8 protein-coding genes are annotated in these 25,771 nt (G+C 72.2%); 4 read left to right on the top strand and 4 right to left on the bottom strand.

Annotation, left to right across the window (positions count from 1 at the left end; translation table 11 throughout):
- Nucleotides 1-76: 76 nt before the first annotated feature.
- Nucleotides 77-985, top strand: coding sequence for a hypothetical protein (locus ABZV77_RS23170; RefSeq protein ID WP_356259871.1), 909 nt, complete (start codon nucleotides 77-79; stop codon nucleotides 983-985).
- A gap of 22 nt (nucleotides 986-1,007) precedes the next feature.
- On the opposite strand, the gene ABZV77_RS23165 is transcribed toward ABZV77_RS23170, so the two are convergent.
- Nucleotides 1,008-1,211, bottom strand: a complete 204-nt coding sequence (locus tag ABZV77_RS23165) for a hypothetical protein (RefSeq protein ID WP_356259868.1) — start codon at nucleotides 1,209-1,211, stop codon at nucleotides 1,008-1,010.
- 334 nt (nucleotides 1,212-1,545) lie between these two features.
- Between ABZV77_RS23165 and abc-f the strand changes: the two genes are divergently transcribed.
- The 3 genes from abc-f (at nucleotide 1,546) to ABZV77_RS23150 (ending at nucleotide 5,677) form a co-directional block, all read left to right on the top strand.
- A complete protein-coding gene (abc-f, locus tag ABZV77_RS23160) occupies nucleotides 1,546-3,180 on the top strand; it encodes a ribosomal protection-like ABC-F family protein (RefSeq protein WP_356259865.1) in 1,635 nt (544 codons plus the stop codon).
- Between the two features lie 80 nt (nucleotides 3,181-3,260).
- Nucleotides 3,261-5,033, top strand: coding sequence for an ABC-F family ATP-binding cassette domain-containing protein (locus ABZV77_RS23155; protein WP_356259862.1), 1,773 nt, complete (start codon nucleotides 3,261-3,263; stop codon nucleotides 5,031-5,033).
- 56 nt (nucleotides 5,034-5,089) lie between these two features.
- Entirely contained in the window at nucleotides 5,090-5,677 is a 588-nt protein-coding gene (locus ABZV77_RS23150; RefSeq protein WP_356259859.1) for a CGNR zinc finger domain-containing protein, read from the top strand.
- Here ABZV77_RS23150 and ABZV77_RS23145 read toward each other — a convergent pair.
- The 3 genes from ABZV77_RS23145 to ABZV77_RS23135 are packed head-to-tail and all read right to left on the bottom strand — an operon-like array spanning nucleotide 5,643 to nucleotide 25,726.
- Nucleotides 5,643-8,513, bottom strand: a complete 2,871-nt coding sequence (locus tag ABZV77_RS23145) for an AAA family ATPase (RefSeq protein WP_356259856.1) — start codon at nucleotides 8,511-8,513, stop codon at nucleotides 5,643-5,645. The two genes, ABZV77_RS23150 and ABZV77_RS23145, sit on opposite strands and share 35 nt — an antisense overlap.
- Nucleotides 8,510-13,549, bottom strand: coding sequence for a type I polyketide synthase (locus ABZV77_RS23140; RefSeq protein WP_356259853.1), 5,040 nt, complete (start codon nucleotides 13,547-13,549; stop codon nucleotides 8,510-8,512). The genes ABZV77_RS23145 and ABZV77_RS23140 overlap by 4 nt, the downstream gene beginning before the upstream one ends.
- 33 nt (nucleotides 13,550-13,582) lie before the next feature.
- The gene (locus ABZV77_RS23135; protein WP_356259850.1) at nucleotides 13,583-25,726 is read right to left on the bottom strand and encodes an SDR family NAD(P)-dependent oxidoreductase; all 12,144 of its coding nucleotides are present in this window, start codon (nucleotides 25,724-25,726) and stop codon (nucleotides 13,583-13,585) included.
- Nucleotides 25,727-25,771: the final 45 nt, after the last annotated feature.

The following is a 25,771-nucleotide window of genomic DNA, read 5'->3' as shown; positions in this document are numbered from 1 at the left end:
CGTTGAGCCGCGTTCATCGGAGCGAGGGATCGAGGACCCAAGAGCCGATGGTGCCTCCCGCCCGCCGAAAGACGCCATGCCGAACATCCCCCACGCCGAAGGGCCCGATACGACCTTCGCGACCGTGTTCCGTCAGGCCCTCCAACAACGTGGGCTGCCACTGGAACGCATACGCGACCACCTCAGGGCCCAGCAGATCACCGTCAGCCTCGCCACGCTCAGCCACTGGCAACGCGGACGCAGCCAGCCGGAGCGCGCCCAGTCCCTGCGCGCCGTCGACGCGCTGGAGCCGCTGCTCAACCTCCCCACCGGCACCCTGCGCTCCCTGCTCGGCCCGCACCGGCCGCGCGGCGGGCCCCCACCGCTCGACCCGACCGTCGCCCGCACGGTCTACGGCGAGAACTCGGACGTGGAACAGGCCCTCGGTGACGCGTTCCCGCAGTTCAACGAGGGACTGCGGCCGCTGACCGTCCAGGAGACGGTGAGTCTTGACGAGCACCGCTCCATTCACGAGACGTCGATCACCACCGTGGTGCAGGCCGTCCGCGACGCAGTCCAGCACCTGACCGTCGTCCACTTCCTCGACTCCCCGAAGGCAGGCACGGTCGACCTCGCCGTCCCCTTCGGGCCGCCGCCGCGCAGCCGGTTCCTGCCGGAGCTCGGCTGCGTGGCGGCCGACATTCCCCTCGGGCGGCAACTGGCCAGGACCGAGACCGCGGTGGTCGCCTACACCCTCCGGTCCGCCTCCGACGTCTCCCACCAGCACGAGCGCCGCGTCACCACGGCGCTGCGGACCTACCTGCTGCAGGTCCGCTTCCACCCCCGGGCACTCCCGACCGGCTGCTGGAGCTATCAGCGCGAGCAGATCGGCGCCGAACCCCGGCACCGCCGCCGCACCGCTGTCGACGCCTTCCACACGACCCACCTGCTGCCCACGCACTGCAAGCCGGGCGTCTACGGGATGGAGTGGGAGTGGCCGGACTGACCGCGACGCTCGGCCGCCGGGGCTACAGCCCCATGTCGAGCGCCAGGCACGAGTAGTACTTCCACGAGCCCTCGGGCTGGTAGGCGCCGGGCTCCGTGCCGCTGCGACCGGTCGCCGCCGCCTCGGTCATGTCCTCGAAGCGGATGCGCTCAGGGAGGTGGCCGTAGCGCTCGTGACGTGCCGCGGCAGCGGCCGCGGTACTTGTGCCGACGAGTTCCTTGTCCATGGGGATCTCCACTTCGCTGGGCGAGTCGTCAGGCCGACCATGAGGCTGTTCGTCACCACTCTAACCAGTGATGGGCATCGAAGGCGAGCAGCGTGCGCATAACCACGCGAAGCAGGAACCGACACCTGCTACGCTCCGAATTGACCTGGACCAACTCGAGCGAGGAGTCGCAGACGTGGTGGGTGAAGACGACATCTCCGGATGAGATCCGGATGTGACAGGCCACCGGCCGGCGCCATGAGTGCGCTGTCGGCGTGGCCCTCTTCGTCGTTCCCCCTTGCCACCCTGCCCAGGGCAGAGCTCTGTCTGCCCTCGACACCTCGAGGTTTCCTCCATGTCCGACGCCGCCATCACCTGCTCGAACCTCTCCTTCGCCTGGCCCGACGACACCCCGGTCTTCAGCGACCTCTCCTTCACCCTGGCCACCGGCCGCACCGGCCTGGTCGCCCCCAACGGCTCCGGCAAGAGCACCCTGCTCAAGCTGATCGCCGGTGAGCTCAGGCCCGCCACCGGCTCGGTGTCGGTCAGCGGCACGCTCGGCCACCTCCCGCAGAGCCTCCCCCTGACCGGCACCCTCACGGTCGCCGAGGTGCTCGGCGTCGCCCCCGTCATCCAGGCCCTGAACGCCGTCGAGTCGGGTGACGTGAGCGAGGCCCACTTCACCACCATCGGCGACGACTGGGACATCGAGGAGCGCACCCGCGCCCAGCTCGACCGCCTCGGCCTGGCCGACCTGGACCTCGACCGTCGCCTGAGCACGCTCAGCGGCGGCCAGATCGTCTCCCTCGGCCTCGCCGCCCAGCTCCTCAAGCGCCCCGACGTACTGCTCCTCGACGAGCCGACCAACAACCTCGACCTGGCGGCCCGGCACAAGCTCTACGCCGTCCTGGAGAACTTCACCGGCTGTCTGCTGCTGGTCAGCCACGACCGCCCGCTGCTCGACCGCATGGAACGCATCGCCGAGCTGGGCGGCGACGAACTGCGCTTCTACGGCGGCAACTTCAGCGCGTACGAGGAAGCCGTGCGCGCCGAGCAGGAGGTCGCCGAGAAGAACATCCGCAACGCCGAGCAGGAGCTGAAGCGCGAGAAGCGCGAGCTGCAGCAGGCCCGCGAGCGGGCCGACCGCCGCCAGAGCAACGCCGCCCGCAACCTCAAGAGCGCCGGTCTGCCGCGCATCTTCGCGGGCAACATGAAGCGCGGCGCGCAGGAGTCCGCGGGCCGGGCGGGGCAGATGCACGCGACCCGGGTCAGCGAGGCCAAGGCCAGGCTCGACGAGGCCGGACGCGCGCTCCGCGACGAACAGCGCATCACCCTCGAACTGCCCGACACCCAGGTACCGGCCGGGCGCAACCTCTTCCTCGGCGAAGGCATGCAGGTCCGGCACGCGGGCCGGGCCGTGTTCGCCGAAGGCGGCATCGACCTGGCCGTTCGCGGCCCCGAACGCATCGCGCTGACCGGGCCCAACGGCGCGGGCAAGACCACCCTGTTGCGCCTGATCACCGGCGACCTCGCGCCGGACGACGGCGAGATCAAGCGCAACGACGGCCGGATCGCCTACCTCTCTCAGCGCCTCGACCTGCTCGATCCGGACCGCACCGTGGCGGAGAACTTCGCCGCGGCCGCCCCCGAGCGGCCCGAGGCCGAGCGGATGAACCTGCTCGCCCGCTTCCTCTTCCGGGGCCCGCGAGCCCACCTGCCCGTCGGCGTGCTCTCCGGCGGCGAGCGGCTGCGCGCCACGCTCGCCTGCGTGCTCTGCGCCGAACCGGCCCCGCAACTGCTGCTGCTCGACGAGCCGACCAACAACCTCGACCTGGTCAGCGCGGGCCAGCTGGAGAGCGCACTCGACTCGTACCAGGGCGCCTTCGTCGTGATCAGCCACGACGAGCGCTTCCTCACCGAGATCGGGGTGAACCGCTGGCTGCGCCTTGCCGACGGCACGCTCAGGGAGACCGGGGCACCCGCGGTGTGAGCCGTCGGTGAGTGACCTGGCCCGTGCCGAGGCGCCGCGCCCGGCGGGCCGACCACCGACACCACAGGAAACGGCTCCCCATGCCCCATTCCCAGCCCCAGCCCCAGCCCCAGCCCCGAACCCGGCCCCAACCTGCCCTGCTCGCCCATGAGATCGTGCGCAACCTCGGTGGCCGCCGTGTCATCGACGGCGTCTCCCTGACCGCCTCCCCCGGCCACCGCATCGGCCTGATCGGCGAGAACGGCGTCGGCAAGTCCACGCTGCTGCGGGTCCTCGCAGGCGCGGACGAGCCCGAGAGCGGCAGCGTCTCGCGCCCCGCCGACCTCGGCTTCCTGCACCAGGAGATGCCCTTCGACACCGGATCGACCATCGCCGCGGTCCTCGACGAGGCGCTGCGCGAGGCCCGCGAGGACCTGGCGGAGCTCCAGCGGCTGAGCGAGGAGATCGCCGACACCGCCGAGGACACCCCTGGCCATCAGGAACTCCTCGACGCCTACGGCCGACGACTCGAACAGGCCCAGGACCGCGACTCCTGGGACGCCGACCGTCGAGCCGCCCTGGTCCTGAAGGGACTCGGTCTGGGCGCACTCGCGCACGACCGCACGCTCGGCTCACTGTCCGGCGGGCAGCGCGGCCGCCTCGCGCTGGCCGCACTGCTCGTCCGGCGGCCGACGGCGCTGCTCCTCGACGAGCCGACCAACCACCTCGACGACGGCGCCGCCGCCTTCCTGGAGGAGCAACTGCGCGACCTGCCGGGCACCGTGGTGGCCGCCAGTCACGACCGTGCCTTCCTCGACGCCGTCTGCACCGACCTGATCGACCTCGACCCGGCGGTCGACGGCCCGGTACGGTACGGCGGCAACTACACCGCGTACGTGAGCGCGAAGCGCGCCGAGCGGGAGCGCTGGGAACAGCGTTACGCCGAAGAGCAGGCGGAACTGGCGGAGTTGCGGCACGCGGCGGGTGTCACCGCGCACCGGGTGGCCCCCGACCGGGGACCGCGCGACAACGAGAAGATGGGCTACGGCCACCGGGCGGGCCGGGTGCAGAGCCAGATCTCCCGCCGGGTGCGCAATGCCGCGCGACGCCTGGATGAGCTGGAGCGCGTCCAGGTGGCCGCGCCGCCGCGCCCTCTGCGGTTCGCTGCGGAGGCGCTGGCTTCCGGAGCAGTGACTGCCGGGGTAGTGGCTGCCGGAGCAGTGGCTTCCGGAGCAGTGGCTTCCGGAGCAGTGGCTTCCGAGGCACCGGCTGTCGCGCCGACGGAGGAGGGCCCGCAGCCGCTGGTCGCGCTGCGGGACGTGCGGGTGCCGGGGCGGCTCGCGCTGGACGTCCTGGACGTGGCGGTGACCGATCGGCTGCTGGTCACGGGCGCGAACGGGGCGGGCAAGTCGACGTTGCTCGCCGTGCTCGCCGGACGTCTCGCCGCCGAAGGTGAGGTACGCCGACGGGGCCACCTCACGGTGGGACTGCTCGCCCAGGACACGGTGTTCGAGCGGCCCGACCGTACGGCCCACGGCACCTACGCGCTGGCGCTGGGCGCGGAGCGGGCCGAGGCGGTCCCGCTGGCCTCGCTCGGTCTGGTGCACACGGCTGACCTGCACAAACCAGTCGGTGCCCTGTCCGTCGGGCAGCGTCGACGGCTGGCGCTGGCCCTTCTGGTGGCCCATCCGCCCCAGCTGCTCCTGCTCGACGAGCCCACCAACCACCTCTCCCCGCGGCTGTGCGACGAGCTGGAGGAAGCGCTGAGCCCCAGTCCGGGTCCGGGCCCTGCTCCCGGGGCGATCGTCCTCGCGAGCCATGACCGCTGGCTCCGGCAACGGTGGCAGGGCCGCACGCTCCGGTTGAGGGGATAGCGGCGCGGCGGTGACCTTCGTTGCGGCTCGCGAAGGTCACCTGTCAGGATGGTGACGTGAACCTCGACCACGTCTTCGTCTGCGGACACCCGGCCCTCGACTTCGCGGCCACGCTCCGCGCGCGACGCTCCGCCCGGTTCGAGATGTTCGTGACGCCGGACCGGCTCAATGCCTGGTACCTGGAGTCCGGGCTCGTGGACGCGATCACGCCCGGCGAGGAGAGTGACGTGCGGGCGGCGACGACCGTACGCGAGGCGGTGTACCGGCTCCTCACCGACCGCCGCCTCGGCGAGGGCTTCGACCCCGAGGCGCTCGCCGTGCTCAACGCCGCCGCCCGCCGGACCCCCGTGACGCCTCAGCTCTCCTTGGCCGGGCGGCACAACGAGGCGACCCCCGAACAGGCCCTGGCGACCGTGGCCCGCCAGGCCGTCGAACTGCTCGGCGGCCCGGACGTCCCGTTGCTCAAGGAGTGCGGCAACCCCGAGTGCACACGGGTCTACATCGACCGCTCCCGCGGCATGCGGCGCCAGTGGTGCGGCATGGAGTCCTGCGGCAACAAGATCAAGGCCGCCGCGTACCGGGCAAGGAAGAAGACGGGTGACCCGTCGGTCATCCCAGTACCGCCTGCAGATCCAGCCGCTTGACGTCGAGCTTCCGGTAGATCCTGGTCAGATGCTGTTCGACGGTACTGACCGTGACGTACAGCTGCCGGGAGATCTCCCGGTTGGTGAACCCGTCGGCGGCCAGCTCGGCCACGCGGCGTTCCGCTCCGGTCAGTTCGGCGTCGGGCTCGGCGTCCGGTTCGGGGTGCCCCGGGCGTTGCGCTGACGCCGGGGTGGTCGCGGACGGGGGCACGCTGCCCCAGCGCCGGGCCAGGAGCTGGGCCTTGCGGGCGAGCAGCCGCGCGCGTTCCGTCTCGCCCTCCGCCCGTGCGGCCGCACTCTGCTCGGCCACGGCCCGGGCCAGCTCGAAGGCGTCACCGGCGCCGCCGAGCACCGCCACGGCCTCGTCGAGCAGCTCGGCCCGGCCGAGGACGGGAGAAGTGGCCGCCCGCAGGCGCAGCGTCATGCCCCAGGTGCGGCCGTCGGCGGGCGCGGGCAACGTCATCTGGTCGTCGACGAGTTGGCGGGCCAGGAGGGATTCGCCGAGGGCCAGGTACGCCTCGGCGGCTCCGAGCCGCCACGATTCCAGTGCGGGCAGGTCGACGCCCCAGCTGCTCATCCGCGTACCGCAGGCGTAGAAGTCGCACAGGGCGGCGTAGTGGCAGCCAGTGGCCAGGTGGTAGCGGCCCCGCGCCGCCAGGTAGTGCAGTCCGGTACGGGTCTGGAACACCGCCTGGGGGACGGGCCGTTCGAGGAGGGCCGCCGCGCCGTCGACGTCTCCGAGGGCCGCCTTCGCCTGTACGGCGGCTGCGAGCGGCAGGCCGATCGCGGCGCCCCAGCCCTTCGGGCCCAGCAGGTCGAGCGCGGTTCCGGCGCGCCGCTCCGCCGCGGCCGGGTCGCCCTGGCGCAGGTGGATGAGGGCACGCCACGCGGTGAACCACGCCTGCCAGGTGGGGCTGTTGCGTTCGTTGGCCTGGGCGATGAGCCCGTCGCACCAGGCCGCTGCCCGGTGCGGCCGGTCGCGGTAGGTGAGGGTGGCGAGGGCGGCGGTCTGGACGGCGAGGGTGCGGGGGCCGAGCCGGTAGCGGTTCAGGGCGCGTTCGGCTGCCTCGATCGGTTCGGCGGCGTCGGTCTGCTCAGTCGGCTGTGTCGGTTCTGTCAGTCCTGTCGGTTCTATCGGTTCTATCGGTTCTATCGGTTCTGTCGCGTCACGTTCGCCGCCGTGCAGGAGGTCGTTCATCAAGGTGCCCGCGCCCTGCAGTTCGGGGGTGACGGCGGGCGGGGCCGAGCGTTGCGCGGACAGGACGCCGGATCCCAGACGCTCCTTTACGTGGCCGGGGTAGAGGTAGGCGCCCCAGAGCCACGGGGTGTCGAGGTCCGCGGCGTTCATGGACGGCGCGCCCGCCGGGCCCGGTCCGGTGAGTGCGCTGATCGCGTCCAGGCCTTCGTCGACCCGGCCGTGCCAGAGGAGGTGGGTGGGGAGGGGGGAGGTGAGGGTATCGAGGGTGGGGGCCGGGGTGGAGACTTGTACTGAGGCCGGGTCGGGGAGGTGGCGCAGGACCTTCGCGGGGTCCAGGCGCCACTCCGCGTCGGCGAGCGCGCCCACGATCGCGTTCCGCTGCGCATGCCCCTCGCACCGCCGGTACGCGGCACGCAGATACCCCACACCCGTCTCCACCTGGTCGTCCTCCAGGGCGAGTCGAGCCGCCTCCTCGAACACGGGCACCGCCCAAGGCGTGTCCGACCGATCGGCGGCGACGAGGTGGGCGGCGACCTCGTCGGCCGGGGCGCCCTCCTCGTGCAGGAGGGCCGCCACCCGCCCGTGCAGCGCGCGACGCTCCTCCGTCGGCATCCCGTCCAGGACCGCCGCTCCGAACGCCGGATGGCACAGGCGGCCCTCGTGCAGCACCTCCGCGACGGTCAACTGGTGCACGGCGCGGGCCACGGAGGCCGCGTCCACGTCGAGGAGCCGACCGACCAGGGCCGGGGCGGCCTGCTCCCCCAACACGGCAACCGCACGGGCGACTTCGGTCACCGGCGCCTCGTGCCGGTAGAGGAAGCTGAGCGCCGCCCGCCCGAACGCCTCGCCCGCGCGGCCCGTCGACCGGTGGTCGTCGGCCAGTGCCCGTACGAGGAGCGGGTGGCCCGCGCTCATGCCGTGGACGACGGGCGTGAGGTCCTGGGCCGTCTCCTCGTCGAGGTGCCGCGCCAGCACGGCCGCCACCCCGGCCTTCGACAGCGGCTCAAGCCCGATCCGCCGCAGCGCGGGCTCGTGCAGGAACTCGCTGCCGAGCAGGGCGTTGCCCGCCTTCTGATGGACGTACTCGGTGAACAGCACATGGAGCCGCGGCGAGCGCAGCCTGCGCACGATGTACAGCAGACACTGCAGTGAAGCCTCGTCGGCGTGGTGGGCGTCGTCGACGGCGATCAGGACGGGCCGCTCGGCGACCAGGCCACGCAGCGCCTCGCACAGCCCGCGCAGCGCGGGCGAGGACGGAACGGGCGGGGCCGTCATGGGCGGAGCCGTCGCGGCCGGAGCCGTCACGAGCGCGGAGGCTGCCGCTTCGTCACACCACGCCAGCGTACGTTCAACAGTCTCAGCGGGCAGTTCCGGACAGCCCCGCACCAGTTGCTCCAGGACACCCAGCGGCAGGTCGCGCTCGGCGCGGCAGGCGGTGGCGGTCAGCACCGGCGCGTCGGGCGCGACACGCTCCGTCCACGCCCGCAGCAGCGCGGTCTTGCCGGTGCCCACCGCGCCGCCGAGCACCACCAGGCTGCCGCGGGTATCGGCCGCGTCCTCGTACGCGCTCTGCAGGGCCGCCAGTTCCTCGGCCCGTTCCACCAGGTCGACCGCTCCGTGCCGGGCGGCGCGCGTCACTGCGTGCCCCACTCGCGGTCGATCAGCGCGAACATGTCGTCGGCGCTCGCCGTCGACAGGTCCTCCTCCGTCTCGCCCTGCCCGTCCTCGTCGGCGGGCCCCGCCCCCGCCGCGGTCTCCGGTTGCTTCCACAGCAAGGTCTGCAGCCGCCGGATCAGGCCCTTTCGGCGGGGGTCGTCCACCGCGAGTCCGGCGAGGGCCTGCTCCAGGTCGTCCAGATGCCCGGCCACCGGAAGCTCGCCCGCGCCGCCGTCTGGCAGGACCCTGTCCAGCAGGTGTTCGGCGAGAGCTCGGGGCGTCGGGTAGTCGTAGACCAGCGTGGCGGGCAGCCGGAGCCCCGTGGCGGCGCGCAGCCGGTTGCGCAGCTCCACCACGACGAGGGAGTCGAAACCCAGGTCCTTGAAGGCCTTCTCCGGCTCCACCTCCTGCCCCGGCTCGTACCGCAGGACACCGGCGACCTGTTCGCGGACCACGTCGAGCAGCTTCCCGGTCCGCTCCCGTACGGGCAGCGCGGCCAGCTCACGGCGCAGGGCCGACGCGTTCTCGGCACTCTCGGCGCTCTCCGAGGAGGCGTCGAGGATCCGCCGGGCCGCGGGCACCTCTTCGAGCAGGCGGGTCGGGCGGGCCAGGGTGAACAGCGGCGCGAACCGCTCCCATTCGATGTCGGCGACCAGGGTGTGCCCCCGGCCGCCGTCGAGCGCGCCGTGCAGCGCGCCGAGCGCCAGCTGGGGTTCCAGCGGCGGCAGCCCCTGGCGCCGGGACAGCCCGGCGGCGCTGCGCGCCGGGTCGCCGTCGTCCGGCAGCTCCAGATCCCAGATGCCCCACCCCACGGAGACCGTCCGGGGGCCATCGGCGCCGTGCCGCTGCGCCAGCGCGTCGAGGTAGGCGTTGGCGGCGGCGTACGCGCCGTGCTCCCTGCTGCCGAGCGTGGCCGCGACGGAGGAGAAGAACAGCACGGTTTCCACGGACCCGGGCCCAGACTCGCGCCCGGGCCCCGTAGTGGTCAGGTCGCCCAGCTCCATGGCCGCGGCCGTGGCCGCGTCGAGCGCGTCGGGCGTGACCTCGGTGAGGGGCGCGAGCTCGCCCGGCAGGGAGGTGTGGATGACGGTTCGGATCTGTACGTCGGTCAGGTCGGCGAGTGCGCGGCTTGGGCTTCGACTGCCGCCGTACGGGGCGGCCAACACGGTCAACTGAGCTCCTTGCGCAGCAAGTTCGGCATGGAGCTCGCCGTCCTGACGGCTTCCACGGTCGGCCTCGGGGGCCGTGTCCAGGAGTACGACATATTCGGCACCGGACGCGGCGAGCCACCGCACGACCTGTTCCGTCAGTCGGCCGACGCCGCCCGTGACCAGGACGGCGCCCTCCGGCCGCCAGCTTCCGACGGTCTCGTCGCCGACCGGCGCCTCGGGCACGAGACGACGGCCGAGGATCCCGCCGCGGCGCAGCGCCACCTCGCCCTCGCCGCTGTCCCCGCACAGCACCGCGTACAGCGCGGCCGGGTCGAGCGCGGCCGGGTCCGCGGGAAGGTCCACCAGACCGCCCCACAGCTCCGGGTGCTCCAGGGCCGCCACGCGGCCGATTCCCCAGACGGGGGCCTGTTCCGGCGAGACGACCGGATCGGTGTCGCCGCACGACACCGCGCCCCGGGTGGCACACCAGAGGGGCACCTCGACTTCGGCGTCGAGGAGGCCGTGCAGCAGGGTCAAAGTGGTCGAGGTGGTCGAGGTGCTGGTGGGTCCGCTTCGGGCGCCGGTACCGGGATCTGTCCCGTCGCCGAGCGCCAACAGGGAGAGCACTCCGCCGAGCGGTGTGTCGTCGTCCGAGCACGTCGACCGCCACGAGCGGATCACGTCCGCCAGCTCCGCACGGCCGGATCCCGACCCGATCTCGACGAGACGCACCGGCACACCCGTGCCCTCCAACGCCCCCACGCACGTACGTGACCAGGCCGCTGCCCCGCCCTCGGGGGCCAGGACCAACCAGGCCCCGGTACCCGGCACCGGTGCCGGGAGGTCGGCGCGCCGCCAGTCGACGCGGTACCGCCAGGCATCGACGGTCGACCGGTCGCGCCGCTCGCGCCGCCACGCGGACAGCGCCGGGAACACCGTCTCCAGGGCGGTCCTGTGCTCGTCTTCCTTCAGGTGCAGGGTGTCGCAGAGGGCCTGGACGTCCGCGCCTTCGACAGCCGCCCAGAACCCGGCTTCCTCACCGTCCGCCGGAGACGGGCCCGCGGGCGCCACGACGTCGGACAGCCAGAACCGCCGCCCCTGGAAGGGGTACGTGGGCAACTCGACGGTGCGGGGCGGCTGGTCGGCCGGGAAGAAGCCGGACCAGTTCACCGTGATTCCGGCCGTGTGCAGGCGGGCCATGGCCTGAGCGAAGGCAACGTCGTCCGGCAGGCCCGAGTGCAGGGAGGCGGTGACGAGGGGCTCGAACCCGCCTGTCGGGTCGGCGACAGCATCGAGGGTGTGCTGGGCGGCGGTGGCCAGGACGGGGGATGGGCCCAGCTCCACGAACACGGCTGCCCGGTGGGCGACTTCGGCGATGGCGGGCTGGAAGAGGATGGCCTGCCGCACGTGCTTCGCCCAGTACTCCGGAGCGGCGATCTCCTCCCCCGCCTCCACGCCCGAGACATTGCTGATCAACGGGACCCTCGGCGCCGCGAACTCCACCCCGCGTATCGCCTCGGTGAAGTCCGCCAGCATCGGCTCCATCAACACCGAATGGAAGGCATGACTGACCGAGAGAGCCTTCGTCTTACGCCCCTGCTCCCGCCAGAGCGCGGCGACCTTCTCCACCTCATCCGCAGGGCCCGAAATGACCGTGGAATCGGGGGTGTTGACCGCCGCGACACTCACACCCGAACCCTCCAGGCCCGCCGCCAGCTCTCCGGGCGTGGCCTGCACCGCACACATCGCCCCGCCCTCGGGCAGCGCACCCATCAAACGGGCCCGCGCCCCCACCACCCGACACGCATCTTCCAGACTGAAGACGCCCGCCACATACGCCGCCGCGATCTCACCGATCGAATGCCCGACCACCACACCCGGCCGCACACCCACCGACTCCCACAGCCGCGCCAGACTCACCTGCAGCGCAAACAACCCCGCCTGCGCCCACATCGTGTGATCCAACCGCTCCCGCGAACCCCGAAACACAACCTCCCGGACCGATCCCCCCAACTCCACATCCAGCAGCCCACACACCTCATCAAAGGCTTCAGCAAACACAGGGAACCGCTCATACAAACCAGCCCCCATCCCCACCACCTGACTGCCCTGCCCACTGAACAGCCAGACCACATCCTTCCCGGCACCGACCGGCACCGGAGGCGGGCCCACCAGTGTCGGATGCGGCTCCTCCGCCGCCAGCGCCTCAAGACCGGCCACCAGATCGGCCTGCTCCGCGCCCACGACCACGGCCCGGCGCTCATGCAGCGCACGCGTACTCAGCAGCGACCAGCCGACATCCACCGCAGTACCTGGCCGGTCGCCTTCCGGGGTCGGTCCGTCGGAAGCGAGAGCCAGAGCCAGACCGCGAGCCTGCGCCCGCAGCGCTTCTCGGCTGCGGGCCGAGACCACCCACGGCACCACGAGATCCTGCCGGGGCTCAGAAACTTCAGCGGCGGACGGCGCGGGGGCCTGCTCCACGATCAGGTGGGCGTTGGTGCCGCTGATACCGAAGGAGGAGACACCCGCCCGGCGGGGGCGGTCGGTCCGGGGCCACGGCACGGGGGCGGTGAGGAGCTGCACGCCCCCGCCCTCCCAGTCCACGTGGGGCGTGGGCCGGTCGATGTGCAGGGAGGCGGGCAGCTCTCCGTGGCGCATCGACATCACCATTTTGATGACGCCCGCGACGCCCGCCGCGGCCTGCGTGTGACCGATGTTCGACTTCACCGAGCCGAGCCACAGCGGCCGGTCCGCCGGGCGGTCCTTCCCGTACGTCGCGAGGAGCGCGTGGCCCTCGATGGGGTCGCCGAGGGTGGTGCCGGTGCCGTGCGCCTCCACGGCGTCGACGGCGTCCGGGGTGACGCGGGCGTTGGTGAGGGCCTGGCGGATCACCCGTTCCTGGGCGACGTCGTTGGGGGCGGTGAGACCGTTGCTCGCGCCGTCCTGGTTGACGGCGGATCCGCGTACGACACCGAGGACCTGGTGCCCGTTGCGGCGGGCGTCGGAGAGGCGCTCCAGGAGGATCAGGCCGACGCCCTCGGAGAATCCCGTGCCGTCGGCGGCCTCGGCGAACGGCTTGCAGCGGCCGTCCGGGGCCAGCCCCCGCTGGCGGGAGAACTCCACGAACGCCGTGGGCGTGGACAGTACGGTCACGCCGCCCGCCAGGGCCAGGCCGCAGTCACCCTGGCGCAGCGCCTGGCAGGCCAGGTGGATCGCCACCAGCGACGCCGAGCACGCCGTGTCCAGCGTCACGGCCGGACCCTCCAGGCCGAAGGTGTAGGCGATGCGGCCGGAGATGACGCTGGAGAGGGTGCCTGTCGTCGCATAACCCTCGACCTCCGGCGGCACCCGCCCGCCGGACATGTGGTCCTGGCTGGACACGCCCGCGTACACGCCGGTGAGCGTGTCCCTGAGCGTGGCGGGATCGATGCCCGCCCGTTCGAAGAGCTCCCAGGAGACTTCGAGCAGTACGCGCTGCTGCGGGTCCGCGGCGAGCGCCTCGCGCGGATTGACGCCGAAGAAGTCGGCGTCGAAGCGCGCGGCGTCCCGGAGGAATCCGGCTTCCCGTACGTAGGTCGTGCCCGGGTGGTCCGGGTCCGGGTGGTAGAGGTTGCCCACGTCCCAGCCGCGGTCGGTGGGGAACTCCTCGATGGCGTCGCCCTGCGAGGCCACCAGGTCCCACAGCTGTTCCGGTGAGGCCACGCCGCCCGGGTACCGGCAGGCCATCGAGACGATGGCGATCGGCTCCCGCTGCCGCTCCTCGACGTCACGCAGGCGCTGCCGGGTCTGCCCGAGATCCGCCGTCACGCGCTTCAGGTAGTGGCGGAGCTTGTCCTCCGTACCCGGATTGTCCTTCGCACCCGGCATGTCTTCTCCACTCCTGGTCAAGTCCACTCCTGGTCAAGAGGGCAGTTCACGGTCGATCAGCTCGAAGAGCTCGTCGTCCGAAGCGGATTCGAGGTCGTGGTCGTCGCTCTCGACGGCGTCCCCACCGGTGTCGCCCGTCGCGCCTGTCGCACCCGTCGCGCTTCCTGTGTCGTCCAGACGCCACAGCAGGCTCTGCAGGCGCGCCACGAGACGGCCGCGCGTGTCCTCGTCGTGCGCGTGCCCCACGATCACCGTCTCCAGCTTGTCCAGCTCGCCGAAGAGCGGCGCCGACGGGTCCGCCCCCGCGGGGCACAGCTGGGTACGCAGCTCTTCGGCGATGGCCGAGGGGGTGGGGTGCCGGAAGATGAACGTGGCGGGCAGGCGCAGGCCGGTGGCGGCGGACAGCCTGTTGCGCAGTTCGACCGCGGTGAGGGAGTCGAAGCCGAGGTCCTGGAAGGGGGCGTCGGCGCGCACCGCGTCGGTCCCGGCGTGCCCGAGGACGGCCGCCGCGTGCGTCCGCACCAGGTCGAGCAGGGTGCGGTGCTGTTCTTCGGCGGTGAGCGCGGAAAGCTTCCCCGCCCAGTCGATGTTCTGCCGGGCCGCCGTCGCGGCGGTCGGCCGTGCGGATCCCCGGCCCCCGGCGAAAGCGCGGAGGAGGGCGGGGAGGGCCGTGGCTGGTTTGCTCGCCAGGACGCGGGGGTTGAGGTCGGCGGCGACCAGGTGGGGGCGGCCGTGGCGGTGCGCGGCGTCGAGCAGGGCGAGGCCGTGGGCGTTGCTCATGCCCTTGACGCCGATACGTGCCATGCGGGCCACGTCGGTGGTGCTGAGGCCGCCTGTCATGCCGCCTGTGTCGGTGCCGGTCTCGCCGCCCGTCTTGGACTCTGTGAAGCTGTCTCCCTTGCTTGCTCCCGTGTCGTTGGAGGCTTCCCACAGGCCCCATCCGACCGAGAGGCCTGCCTGACCCTGCGCCCGGCGGTGCTGCATCAGCGCGTCGCAATAGGCGTTGGCTGCTGCGTAGTTGGCCTGCCCGGGGCTGCCAAGCGTCGCGGCCGCGCTGGAGAAGACGACGAACAGTCCCAGCCGCATCCCGCGCGTCGCCTCGTGCAGGTTCGCCGCGGCAGCAGCCTTCGCCGCCCACACCCGCGCCAGACCCTCCGGCGTCTGCGCCGTCACCACTGCGTCCTCCAGCACACCCGCCGCATGCACGACACCGGTGAGCGGATGGGAGGGGTCCGTCTTGCCGACCAGCTCCGCCACCGAAGCCGGATCGCCGACATCGGCCGCGACGACGCCGACCTCGGCACCCAACTCGGCCAGGCGTGCGGCCAGTTCGCGGCTCCCGGGGGCGTCGGGGCCACGGCGGCTGGCGAGCAGCAGATGGCGTACCCCCCACTCCCGCACCAGGTGCTCGGCCACGACCTGCCCCAGCGCACCCGTGCCACCGGTGATGAGGACGGTGCCGTCGGGGTCGAGCGGTGCCGGTACGTCGAGCACGAGCTTGCCGGTGTGCTTCGCCTGGCTCATGAACCGGAACGCCTCGCGTGCCCTGTCCAGCGGCCAGGAGCGTACGGGCAGGGGGGCGAGCGCCCCTGACGCGAACTTCTCGCCCAGCTCTCGCATCATGACGTCGATGCGGTCCGGTCCGGCGTCGGTGACCAGGTCGTACACGGTGTACGTGACGCCCGGGTACTCCGCGGCCACACCGTCGGGAGTCCTGAGGTCGGTCTTGCCCATCTCCAGGAACCGGCCGCCCTCCCCCAGCAACCGCAGGGAGGCATCGATGAACTCGCCGGTGAGGCTGTTGAGTACGACGTCCACGCCACGGCCGCCTGTGGCCCGGCGGAACGCGTCCTCGAAGTCGAGGTCCCGGGAGGAGGCGCGGTGGGCGGCGTCGATGCCCATCTCCTCCAGCACGGCGTGCTTGGCCGGACTCGCGGTGGCGAACACCTCCGCACCCACATGCCGGGCGATCTGCACCGCAGCCATCCCCACACCACCCGTAGCGGCATGGATCAGGACCCGTTCGCCCGCCTTCAACCCGGCGAGCTCGACCAACCCGTACCAAGCCGTCAGGTACGCGACTGGCATGGCGGCCGCCTGGCGCATGTCCCAGCCCTGCGGGACCGGCGCGACCATCCGTGTGTCCGCCACAGCCGTCGGGCCGAAGGAACCATGGAGTACGCCCATCACGCGATCGCCGACCGACAGGTGCGTGACGTCGGGGCCGACCTCCGTCACGACACCGGCACCCTCGCCGCCCAGGCCGATCTGGCCAGGCACCATGCCGAGGCTGACCAGGACGTCGCGGAAGTTGATGCCAGCGGCGTGGATACCGAGCCGCACCTGACCCGGTGCCAGGGACTCCAGCACCTCGGGGTAGGCGACCGGCGCGACGCTCTCCAGCGTCTCGGCGGCTCCCTTGTCCAGCCGCCAGGCGCGTTCTGCGGGCGCGGCGATGAGGGCGCCACCCGTTGCGCGGACCAATCGCGGGATCAGCAGTACGCCCTCGCGCAGGGCGAGTTGGGGCTCGTCGAGATCTTCGACGGCTTGGCGCAGGAGGGGCTGCGGCAGCGCGTCGATGGCTATATCCGTGTCGAGCAGGACGAAGCGGCCCGGGTTCTCCGACTGCGCGCTCCGAACCAGGCCCCACACGGCAGCCGAGGACGCGTCCACGTCACCGTCATTAACCTGCGTAACCACCGCCCCCCGCGTCACCACGACGAGACGGGACTCGACCAGCTCCGGCACGGCCAGGAACTCCTGCACCAACGCCAGCACCCGATCCGCGGCCGCCAGACCGTCACCCACGGAAGATTCGAGGGGCGCCAGCACCGCCCACGGCACCTCATCAGCCGACTCCGACGCCACGTCGGCCAGCCCGACGCCATCCGAGAGCGTGACCCAGCCGCCGCCGTCGGACACGTCTGCCTGCGGAGCCGGAAGCGGTGTCCAGTCCACGACGAACAGGCCCTCGTCCTGCGCCTGCGCCTGCGCGGACTGCAGCTGCCCGATGTCGGCGGGGCGCAACGTCACCGATCCCACGCTCAGGACGTTCGCCCCGGTGGCGTCGGTGACAAGTACCCGTACTTCCCGCTCGGTCTCGTCGTGCTCGCCGGGCGACAGCCGCACGCGTACGGTGCCCGCTCCCGCGGCCCACAGGGAGACCTGGTTCCAGGTGAACGGTAGCCAGACCTTGCCGTCGTCCTGCGGCTGCTGCTCGGACCAGTCGAGCAGCAGGGCCGGGTGGAGGGTGGCGTCGAGGAGGGCGGGGTGGATGCCGTAGCCGTCGTGCGCGCCGGCGGCCTCGGGGAGTACGACTTCGGCCAGCAGATCCTGACCGTGCCGCCACACTGCCTGCAGCCCTTGGAAGGCGGGGCCGTACGCATAGCCCGCGTCGGCCACGCGCTCGTAGAAGCCCTCCAGGTCCACCGGCACGGAGCCCGCTCCGGGCCACGTACCGACCAGCCCGCCGTCCGTCTCAGGCTCGGGTTCCGGGGCGAGTACGCCGGTTGCGTGGCAGACCCACGGGTCGTCCCCGCCCACGCCATCCGAATCGGCGTCGGGACGGCTGTAGACCTGGATGCCACGCCGCCCGTCATCAGCGGCCTCATCGACCACGACTTGCACCCGCAGACCCGATGCCTCAGGCACCAGCACAGGCGCCTGCAACATCAACTCCTCCACCACCCCACAACCAACCTCATCACCGGCCCGCAGCGCCCACTCCACCAACGCAGCACCCGGCACCAACACCGCCCCGGCCACCTCGTGATCAGCCAGCCACGAAGCCCCCGAGCGCGACAACCGCCCCGTCAGCAGACACCCACCCCGGTCCGCAAACTCCACCGCCGCACCAAGCAACGGATGCCCCGCAGCCACCAGACCCAGACCCGCCGCATCCCCACCCCCGACACGGCTCGTGAGCCAGAACCGCTCCCGCTGGAAGGGGTAGGTGGGCAGGCCGACGGTGCGGGGCGGCGGGTCAGCCGAGAACAACACCGACCAGTCCACGTCCACACCGGCGGTGTGAAGACGGGCCATCGCGCCCACGAACGCCTGCTCGTCGGGGCGTTCACCAGCGAGCGAGGAAACCAGGACCGGCTCGGGGCCCTGAGGATCGGTGATGTCGTCCAGGGTGTGCTGGGCGGCTGTGATCAGCACCGGAGCCGGACCAAGCTCCACGAACACGCCCGCCCGGTGGGCTACTTCGGCGATGGCGGGCTGGAAGAGGACAGCCTGCCGCACGTGCTGCGCCCAGTACTCCGGGGCGGCAATCTCCTCCCCCGCCTCCACACCCGAGACATTGCTGATCAACGGGACCCTCGGCGCCGCGAACTCCACCCCGCGTATCGCCTCGGTGAACTCCGTCAGCATCGGCTCCATCAACACGGAGTGGAAGGCATGACTGACCGACAGCGCCTTCGTCTTACGACCCTGCCCGCGCCAGAGCGCGGCGACCTTCTCCACCCCATCCACAGGGCCCGAAATGACCGTGGAATCGGGGGTGTTGACCGCCGCGACACTCACACCCGAACCCTCCAGGCCCGCCGCCAGCTCTCCGGGCGTGGCCTGCACGGCACACATCGCCCCGCCCTCGGGCAGCGCACCCATCAGACGGGCCCGCGCCCCCACCACCCGGCACGCATCTTCCAGACTGAAGACACCCGCTAAATGCGCGGCCGCGATCTCGCCGATCGAATGCCCGACCACCACACCCGGCCGCACACCCACCGACTCCCACAGCCTGGCCAGACTCACCTGCAGCGCAAACAACCCCGCCTGCGCCCACATCGTGTGATCCAACCGCTCCCGCGAACCCCGAAACACAATCTCCCGGACCGATCCCCCCAACTCCACATCCAGCAGCCCACACACCTCATCAAAGGCTTCAGCAAACACAGGGAACCGCTCATACAACCCGGCCCCCATCCCCACCACCTGACTGCCCTGACCACTGAACAGCCAGACCACATCCCCGCCCACGGCCACCGCGCCCTCGCGGGACTCCGTCAAGGTCGGATGCGCCTCACCCGCGACCAACGCATCGAGGCCCTCCAGCAGTTCGGCTCGCTCGTGTCCAGCCACCACTGCGCGCTGCTCGAACACTGAGCGCGAGCGCAGCAGCGACCAGCCCACGTCAGGCACCGACACAGCCTCGTCACCCGCCACCGCGTCCCGCAGACGCCGTGCCTGATCACGCAGCGCCTGCGGACTCCGCGCAGACACCACCCACGGCACCAGCACACCCGCACCCTCCGGGCTGACCTCCGCCTCCGACACCACACCCGCAGGCTCAGGAACGTGCTCGACGATCACGTGCGCATTTGTGCCCGACGCACCGAAGGACGAGATGCCCGCCCGACGCGGACGCCCCTCCACACCCGCCTCCGGCCACGGCACCGACCGCGCCGCCAGCTGAACCGCACCCGCCGCCCAATCCACATGCGGCGACGGCTCATCCACATGCAAACTCGCCGGAACCACACCACGCCGCATCGCCATCACCATCTTGATGACACCCGCAACACCAGCAGCCGCCTGCGTATGACCAATGTTCGACTTCACCGAACCCAGCAACAGCGGACGGCCCTCGGCGCGATCCTGGCCGTACGTCGCCAGCAGCGCCTGCGCCTCGATGGGGTCACCCAGCGTCGTGCCGGTGCCGTGTCCCTCCACCACATCAACATCAGCCGACTTCAGTCGACCGCTCGCCAGCGCCTGCCGGATCACCCGCTCCTGCGACGGACCATTCGGCGCCGTCAGACCATTGCTCGCCCCGTCCTGATTGACCGCCGAACCCCGCACCACCGCCAGAACCTCATGACCATGGCGACGCGCATCAGACAACCGCTCCAACAGGAGCACGCCCACACCTTCGCCCCAGCCCGTGCCGTCGGCCGCCGCGGCGAACGGCTTGCAGCGGCCGTCGGGGGCCAGACCGCGCTGGCGCGAGAAGCCGGTGAAGACCTCAGGGGTCGCCATGACCGTCACGCCGCCCGCGAGAGCGAGGTTGCACTCGCCCTGGCGCAGCGCCTGGGCGGCCAGGTGGAGGGAGACCAGCGACGACGAACACGCCGTGTCGACCGTCACCGCCGGGCCCTCCAGGCCCAGGGTGTAGGACACCCGGCCGGAGACGACGCTGCCGGAACCGGCCAGCATGGAGTAGCCCTCCAGCTGGGCGTCCTGGGCCAGGCCTGCGGCGTAATCGTGGTACATGACGCCGACGTAGGTGCCGGTCAGGCTGCCCTTGAGCGTGGTCGGGTCGATGCCCGCACGCTCGAACACCTCCCACGACGCCTCAAGCAGCAACCGCTGCTGCGGGTCCATCGCCAACGCCTCACGCGGATTGATGCCGAAGAACGCCGCGTCGAAATCACCCGCGTCCGGGAGGAAGGCTCCCTCGTCGGCGTAGCTGGTGCCGGGGTGGTCCGGGTCGGGGTGGAAGAGGCGGTCGAGGTCCCAGCCGCGGCCGGTCGGGAACTCGCCGACCGTGTCCACGCCTGCCGCGACCAGGTCCCACAGTCCTTCGGGCGACGCCACTCCGCCCGGGTACTTGCAGGCCATGGCGACGATCGCCACCGGGTCGTCCGTCGTGGCGGCAGGGAGCGCGACGGGCACGGCCGGTGTGGTGGCCGCGCCGCCCAGGCGGGTGCCGAGGTAGGCCGCGAGCGCCTGGGGGGTGGGGTGGTCGAAGGCCAGGGTGGCGGGCAGGCGGAGGCCGCTGGCCGCCGAGAGGCGGTTGCGCAGCTGGACCGCCGTGAGCGAGTCGAAGCCCAGGTCCTTGAAGTTGGCCTCGGTGCGTACGTCGGACAGCGAGCGGTGGCCGAGCACCGCCGCCACGCACTCGCGTACGACATCGGTGACGACGGCCCGGCGCTCCGCCTCGTCCAGACCCGCGAGGCGCCGCTCCAGCGCGCCCTTGTCCACGGCGGCGTCGGCCGCCGCCTTCCGGCGGGTCCGGCCCGTGAGGTTCCGCAGGATCGCCGGTACGTCGTCCGCCGACAGTCCGCCCACGTCGATGCCCGCCGCGACCACGAGCGGCGTGTGGGACGCGGCGGTGCGCGCCGCGTCGAGGAGGGCGAGGCCCTGGTCGTCCAGCAGCGGCTTCACGCCGCCTGCGCGCAGGCGCGCCAGGTCGGCGTCGTCCAGGTGGCGGGTCATGGCGCTGCCGCGCGCCCACAGACCCCAGGCGATCGACAGGCCGGGCAGGCCTGCCGCGCGGCGGCGGGCGACCAGAGCGTCCACGAAGGCGTTGGCGGCCGCGTAGCCCGCCTGGCCCGCGTTGCCGAGGACACCGGCCGCAGAGGAGAACATGATGAACAGATCCAGCGGAAGGTCCGCGGTCGCGGCGTCCAGGTTGGCGGCGACGGAGGCCTTGGCGGCCCACACCCTGGCCAGTTGGTCGGCGGTCTGCGCGGTGACCACGGCGTCGTCCAGGACACCGGCGGCATGGATCACACCCGTCAACGGGTGCGCCGGGTCGACCGACGCGACCAGCTCTGCCGCGGCTGCCGCGTCCGTCAGGTCGGCCGCGACGACACGGACTGCGGCGCCGAGGCCGGTGAGCCGGTCGGCGAGTTCGCGGGCGCCTGGTGCGTCGGGGCCTTGTCGGCTGACGAGCAGGAGGTGCCGCGCAGACCAGGCGCTGACCAGGTGTTCGGCGACGAGGCCGCCCATCATGCCGGTGCCGCCCGCGATGAGGACGGTGCCGTCGGGGGTGAGGGTCGCGGTCTCCGGCGCGCCGGACGTGGACGCGGGCACGGAGTCGTTCTTTTCGGTGGCGGCGGCGCGGGCCAGGCGGGGGGCAAGCGCCACTCCCCCGCGGATGGCCAGTTGGGGCTCGCCGGTCGCCAGGGCACCGGCGACGGCGGCGGGGTCCGCGTGCGCGCCCTCGTCCTCGCCCTCATCCTCGTCCGCTATGTCCAACAGGACGAATCGGTCCGGGTGTTCGGCCTGCGCGGCGCGTATCAGACCCCACAGGGCGGCCGCGGGTACGTCGATGGCCGAGGTGGCGGTGGTCGGGCTTTCCTCGGCGTCCGCCGGTACCGCCACCGCGCCATGAGTGAGCAGTACGAGCCGGGTCTCGGCGAGACGCGGTTCGGCGAGCCATTCCCGCAGCAGGTCCAAGACGCGCTCGGCGAGGGCCCGACCACGCGCGTCGACCGTCCCGGAGCCAGAGTCGGAGCCGGAGTCGGAGGTAGGAGCGATGGGCTCGACCATGACGGTCTTGGCGGCCGTCTCCCCCTCACCCAGCTCGTCCAGGGCGGCCAACAGGGCTGCCATGTCCCGGTAGCGGAGGGTGTTCGGAGCTGCCCAGCCAGGTGCCTCGTCACCGAGCACCACCCAGTCGTCGCCGCTCTCTCCCACGGCCGACGCCAGAGGCACGGTCGTCCACTCCACGGTGAACAAGTTGGGGGTGACGCCACCCGTCCGACCGGCCGAGCGCAGCAGTTCGGGGTCGGCGGGGCGCATGGCCAGGGAGTCGACGCTGAGCACGGGCGCACCCGTGGCATCGGCGACCGTCACGCGCAGCGCACCGCCGCCCTCGCCCTCGTACGGGGCCAGCCGCACTCGGACGGTGGCCGCCCCCGTGGCCCACAGGGACACTCCGTTCCATGCGAACGGGAGGCGGAGGCCTGTTCCGGCCTCTCCGGCGGAGGCGTCGCCCCCTCCCTCCCCGTCGAGGAGCAGTGCCGGGTGGAGCGCGGCGTCCAGCAGTACGGGGTGGATCCCGAAACCGTCCTCGGCTCCCGCCTGCTCCGGCAGCTCCACCTCGGCGAACAGGTCCTGACCCTGCCGCCACACGGCACGCAGGCCCTGGAACGACGGACCGTATTCGTACCCTGCCGACGCGGCCCGCTCGTAGAGATCGCCGATCTGTACCGGCTCGGCGCCCGTCGGCGGCCACTGCCCGCCCAGCCCGTCGGGTACGTCGCCGGTCTCGGGGCTCAGCACACCGGTCGCATGGCACAACCAGTCCTCGTCCCGGCCCAGCCCCTGGTCGGACTCGGACGCGGCCTCGGATTCGCTGCGCGAGAAGACACGCACCTCGCGTCGGCCGCCCTGCTCGTCGGCCGCACCCACGACCACTTGGACCTGGAGGCCGCCGGTTCCGGGCAGCACCAAGGGCGCCTGGAGCGTCAGTTCCTCGAGCGTGGGGCAGCCTGCCTCGTCGGCGGCCTGCAGCGCCCACTCGACCAGTGCGGCGCCCGGCACGAGCGTCGTACCCGCCACCGCATGGTCGGCGAGCCAGTCGCCGCCACCGGAGGCCGACAGCCGACCCGTCAGTACGAGCGCACCGTCGGCCAGACCGAGCGCGGCGGGCAACAGCGTGTGCTCCAGCCGCCGCAGCCCCGCGGAACGCACGTCCCCGACGCCGTCCACCGGCAGCCAGTAGCTGCGGCGTTGGAAGGCGTAGGTGGGGAGGTCGACGGTACGAGGGGTGGGGTCCGTCGGGAACCAGCGCCGCCAGTCGACCTCCGCGCCCGCTGCGAAGGCCTGGGCGGCGGCGCGGGTGAGCTGGGCGGCGTCGCCGTGGTCTCGGCGCAGGGTGGGGATCACCGTGGCGGAGACGTCCGCCTGCTCGATGGTCTCCTCCATGCCGAGACTCAGCACGGGGTGCGCGCTCGCCTCGATGAACAGGCGGTAGCCGTCGGCCAGTAGCGCGTCGATGGTGTCGGCGAAGCGGACCGGCTGGCGGAGGTTGGTGACCCAGTAGGCGGTGTCCAGGGCGGTGGTGTCCGTAAGGCGTTCGGCGGTGACCGTCGAGTAGAAGGCCACGTCGGTCGACACAGGCCGGATGTCGGCCAGGCGTTCGGTGAGCAGGTCGTGGAGCTGGTCGATCTGGGGGTTGTGGGAGGCGTAGCCGACGTCGATGACCCGGGCACGCAGCCCGGCCTTCTCCGCGTCAGCGACGACGGCCGCCACATCCTCCGGCGGACCCGAAATCACGGTCGAGGAAGGCCCGTTGACGGCGGCGATGCTGACGCCGGGCCGGTCGTCCCCGATGAGCTCGGCGGCCTGTTCGGCACTGGTGCCCAGGGAGGCCATGTCGCCGTGCCCCTGAAGCTGGCGGAGCGCGTCGCTGCGTACCGCCACGATCCGCGCCGCATCCTCCAGCGACAACGCCCCCGCGACACAGGCGGCAGCCATCTCGCCCTGCGAGTGCCCGATCACGGCAGCCGGGGTGATTCCCTGATCCGCCCACACCGCGGCTAGCGAGACCATCACGGCCCACAACACCGGCTGCACGACCTCAACCCGAGCCAGCTCGGCCCCGTCCCCGCGCAACACCTCACGCAACGACCAGTCCACATACGCCGACAGCGCCCGCTCACACTCAGCAATCCGCGCCGCGAACACCGGCGACTCATCCAGCAGTTGGGAACCCATGCCCACCCACTGCGACCCCTGCCCCGGAAACACCAACACCGGCCCCGGCCCCACATCACCCGCCACGACCCCGGACACCACATCCGCGGAAGCCTCGCCCGCGGCCAGTGCCTCAAGTCCGTCGGTCAGGGCAGCGCGGTCGGAACCCACCACCACAGCCCGGTGCTCGAGGGCCGTGCGCCCCGTGGCCAGCGACCAGCCGACCTCCGTGGGCAGCGCCTCCGTGTCGCCCGCCACGAACGCGCCCAACCGCCGCGCCTGCTCCCGCAACGCGTCCTCGGACCGCCCGGAGACCACCCACGGCACCACCGCACCCGGCACCACCGCACCCGGCACCACCGCACCGGGCACCACCGCACCCGGCGCCGCTTCAGGCCTCGCCGCGTCGGCTTCCTTGGGCGTGTCTTCAGGTGCTTCTTCCAGGATCACGTGGGCGTTCGTGCCCGAGATGCCGAAGGAGGAGACTCCGGCCCGGCGTGGGCGTTCGCCGCGCGACCACGGGACCGGCTCGGTGAGGAGACGTACGCCTCCGCCGTCCCACTGGACGTGCGGGGTCGGCTCGTCGACGTTCAGGGTGGCGGGCAGCAGCTCGCGTTGCAGCGCCATCACCATTTTGATGACGCCCGCGACGCCCGCCGCTGCCTGCGTGTGACCGATGTTCGATTTGACCGAGCCGAGCCACAGCGGGCGGTCGTCCGCACGCTCCTTGCCGTACGTGGCGATGAGCGCCTCGGCCTCGATGGGGTCGCCGAGCTTCGTGCCGGTGCCGTGCGCCTCGACCACGTCGATCTCGGACGTGGAGAGGTGGGCGCCGGCGAGTGCCTGGCGGATGACGCGGCGCTGCGAGGGGCCGTTGGGCGCGGTGAAGCCGTTGCTTGCGCCGTCCTGGTTGATGGCGGAACCACGGATCACGGCAAGGATGTTGTGGCCGTTGCGTCGGGCGTCGGAGAGGCGCTCGAGGAGGATCAGGCCTGCGCCTTCTCCCCAGCCCGTGCCGTCGGCCGCCGCGGCGAACGGCTTGCAGCGGCCGTTGGGGGCCAGGCCGCGCTGGCGCGAGAAGCCGGTGAACACCTCGGGCGTGGACATGATGGTGACGCCGCCCGCCAGGGCGAGCTCGCACTCGCCCTGGCGCAGGGCGTTGGCCGCCAGGTGCATCGCCACCAGCGAGGACGAGCACGCGGTCTCGACGGTCACCGCCGGGCCCTCCAGGCCGAGCGTGAACGAAACCCGGCCCGACAGGACGCTGGGCGCGGTGCCCGCGTACCCCTCCGTCGCCTTGCCGCCCGCGTCACCCTGGGTCTGGTTACCGGTGGTCGCGGCGCCGACGTAGACACCGGTGGGGCTGCCCTTGAGCGAGGCGGGGTCGATGCCCGCGCGTTCGAGGGCCTCCCAGGACGTCTCCAGGAGCAGGCGCAGTTGCGGACTGCTGGCCAGGGCCTCGCGCGGGCTGAAGCCGAAGAAGTCGGAGTCGAACCGGTCGGCGGCGCTGAGGAAGCCGCCCTCGCGGACGTAGCAGGTTCCCGGGTGGTCGGGGTCCGGGTGGTAGATGCCTTCCAGGTCCCAGCCGCGGTCGGTGGGGAAGGGCTCGATGGCGTCGTCACCGGCGGCGACCAGGTCCCACAGGCCTTCGGGGGTCTCGATGCCGCCGGGAAAACGGCAGGCCATGCCGACGACGGCCACCGGCTCCTGCCGACGGTCCTCCACCTCACGCAGACGCTGCCGGGTGTCGTGCAGTTCGGCGGCGACCCGCTTGAGGTAGTCGACCAGTTCCTCTTCACTCGCCATGAGAGTTCACCCAGCCTTCAGCGTGGTTGTCGCGCCGTGCACGGT

It is taken from the genome of Streptomyces sp. NPDC004732, from assembly GCF_040609235.1.
Classification (GTDB): domain Bacteria; phylum Actinomycetota; class Actinomycetes; order Streptomycetales; family Streptomycetaceae; genus Streptomyces.
Note: the sequence above shows the minus strand (reverse complement) of the source record. Positions and strands in the feature narration are given on the sequence as shown.

Coding starts and splice junctions, on each gene's coding strand:
- abc-f (WP_356259865.1), top strand. CDS start 1,546: ATGTCCGACGCCGCCATCACCTGCTCGAACCTCTCCTTCGCCTGGCCC.
- ABZV77_RS23140 (WP_356259853.1), bottom strand. CDS start 13,549: ATGCCGGGTGCGAAGGACAATCCGGGTACGGAGGACAAGCTCCGCCAC.
- ABZV77_RS23165 (WP_356259868.1), bottom strand. CDS start 1,211: ATGGACAAGGAACTCGTCGGCACAAGTACCGCGGCCGCTGCCGCGGCA.
- ABZV77_RS23155 (WP_356259862.1), top strand. CDS start 3,261: ATGCCCCATTCCCAGCCCCAGCCCCAGCCCCAGCCCCGAACCCGGCCC.
- ABZV77_RS23170 (WP_356259871.1), top strand. CDS start 77: ATGCCGAACATCCCCCACGCCGAAGGGCCCGATACGACCTTCGCGACC.
- ABZV77_RS23135 (WP_356259850.1), bottom strand. CDS start 25,726: ATGGCGAGTGAAGAGGAACTGGTCGACTACCTCAAGCGGGTCGCCGCC.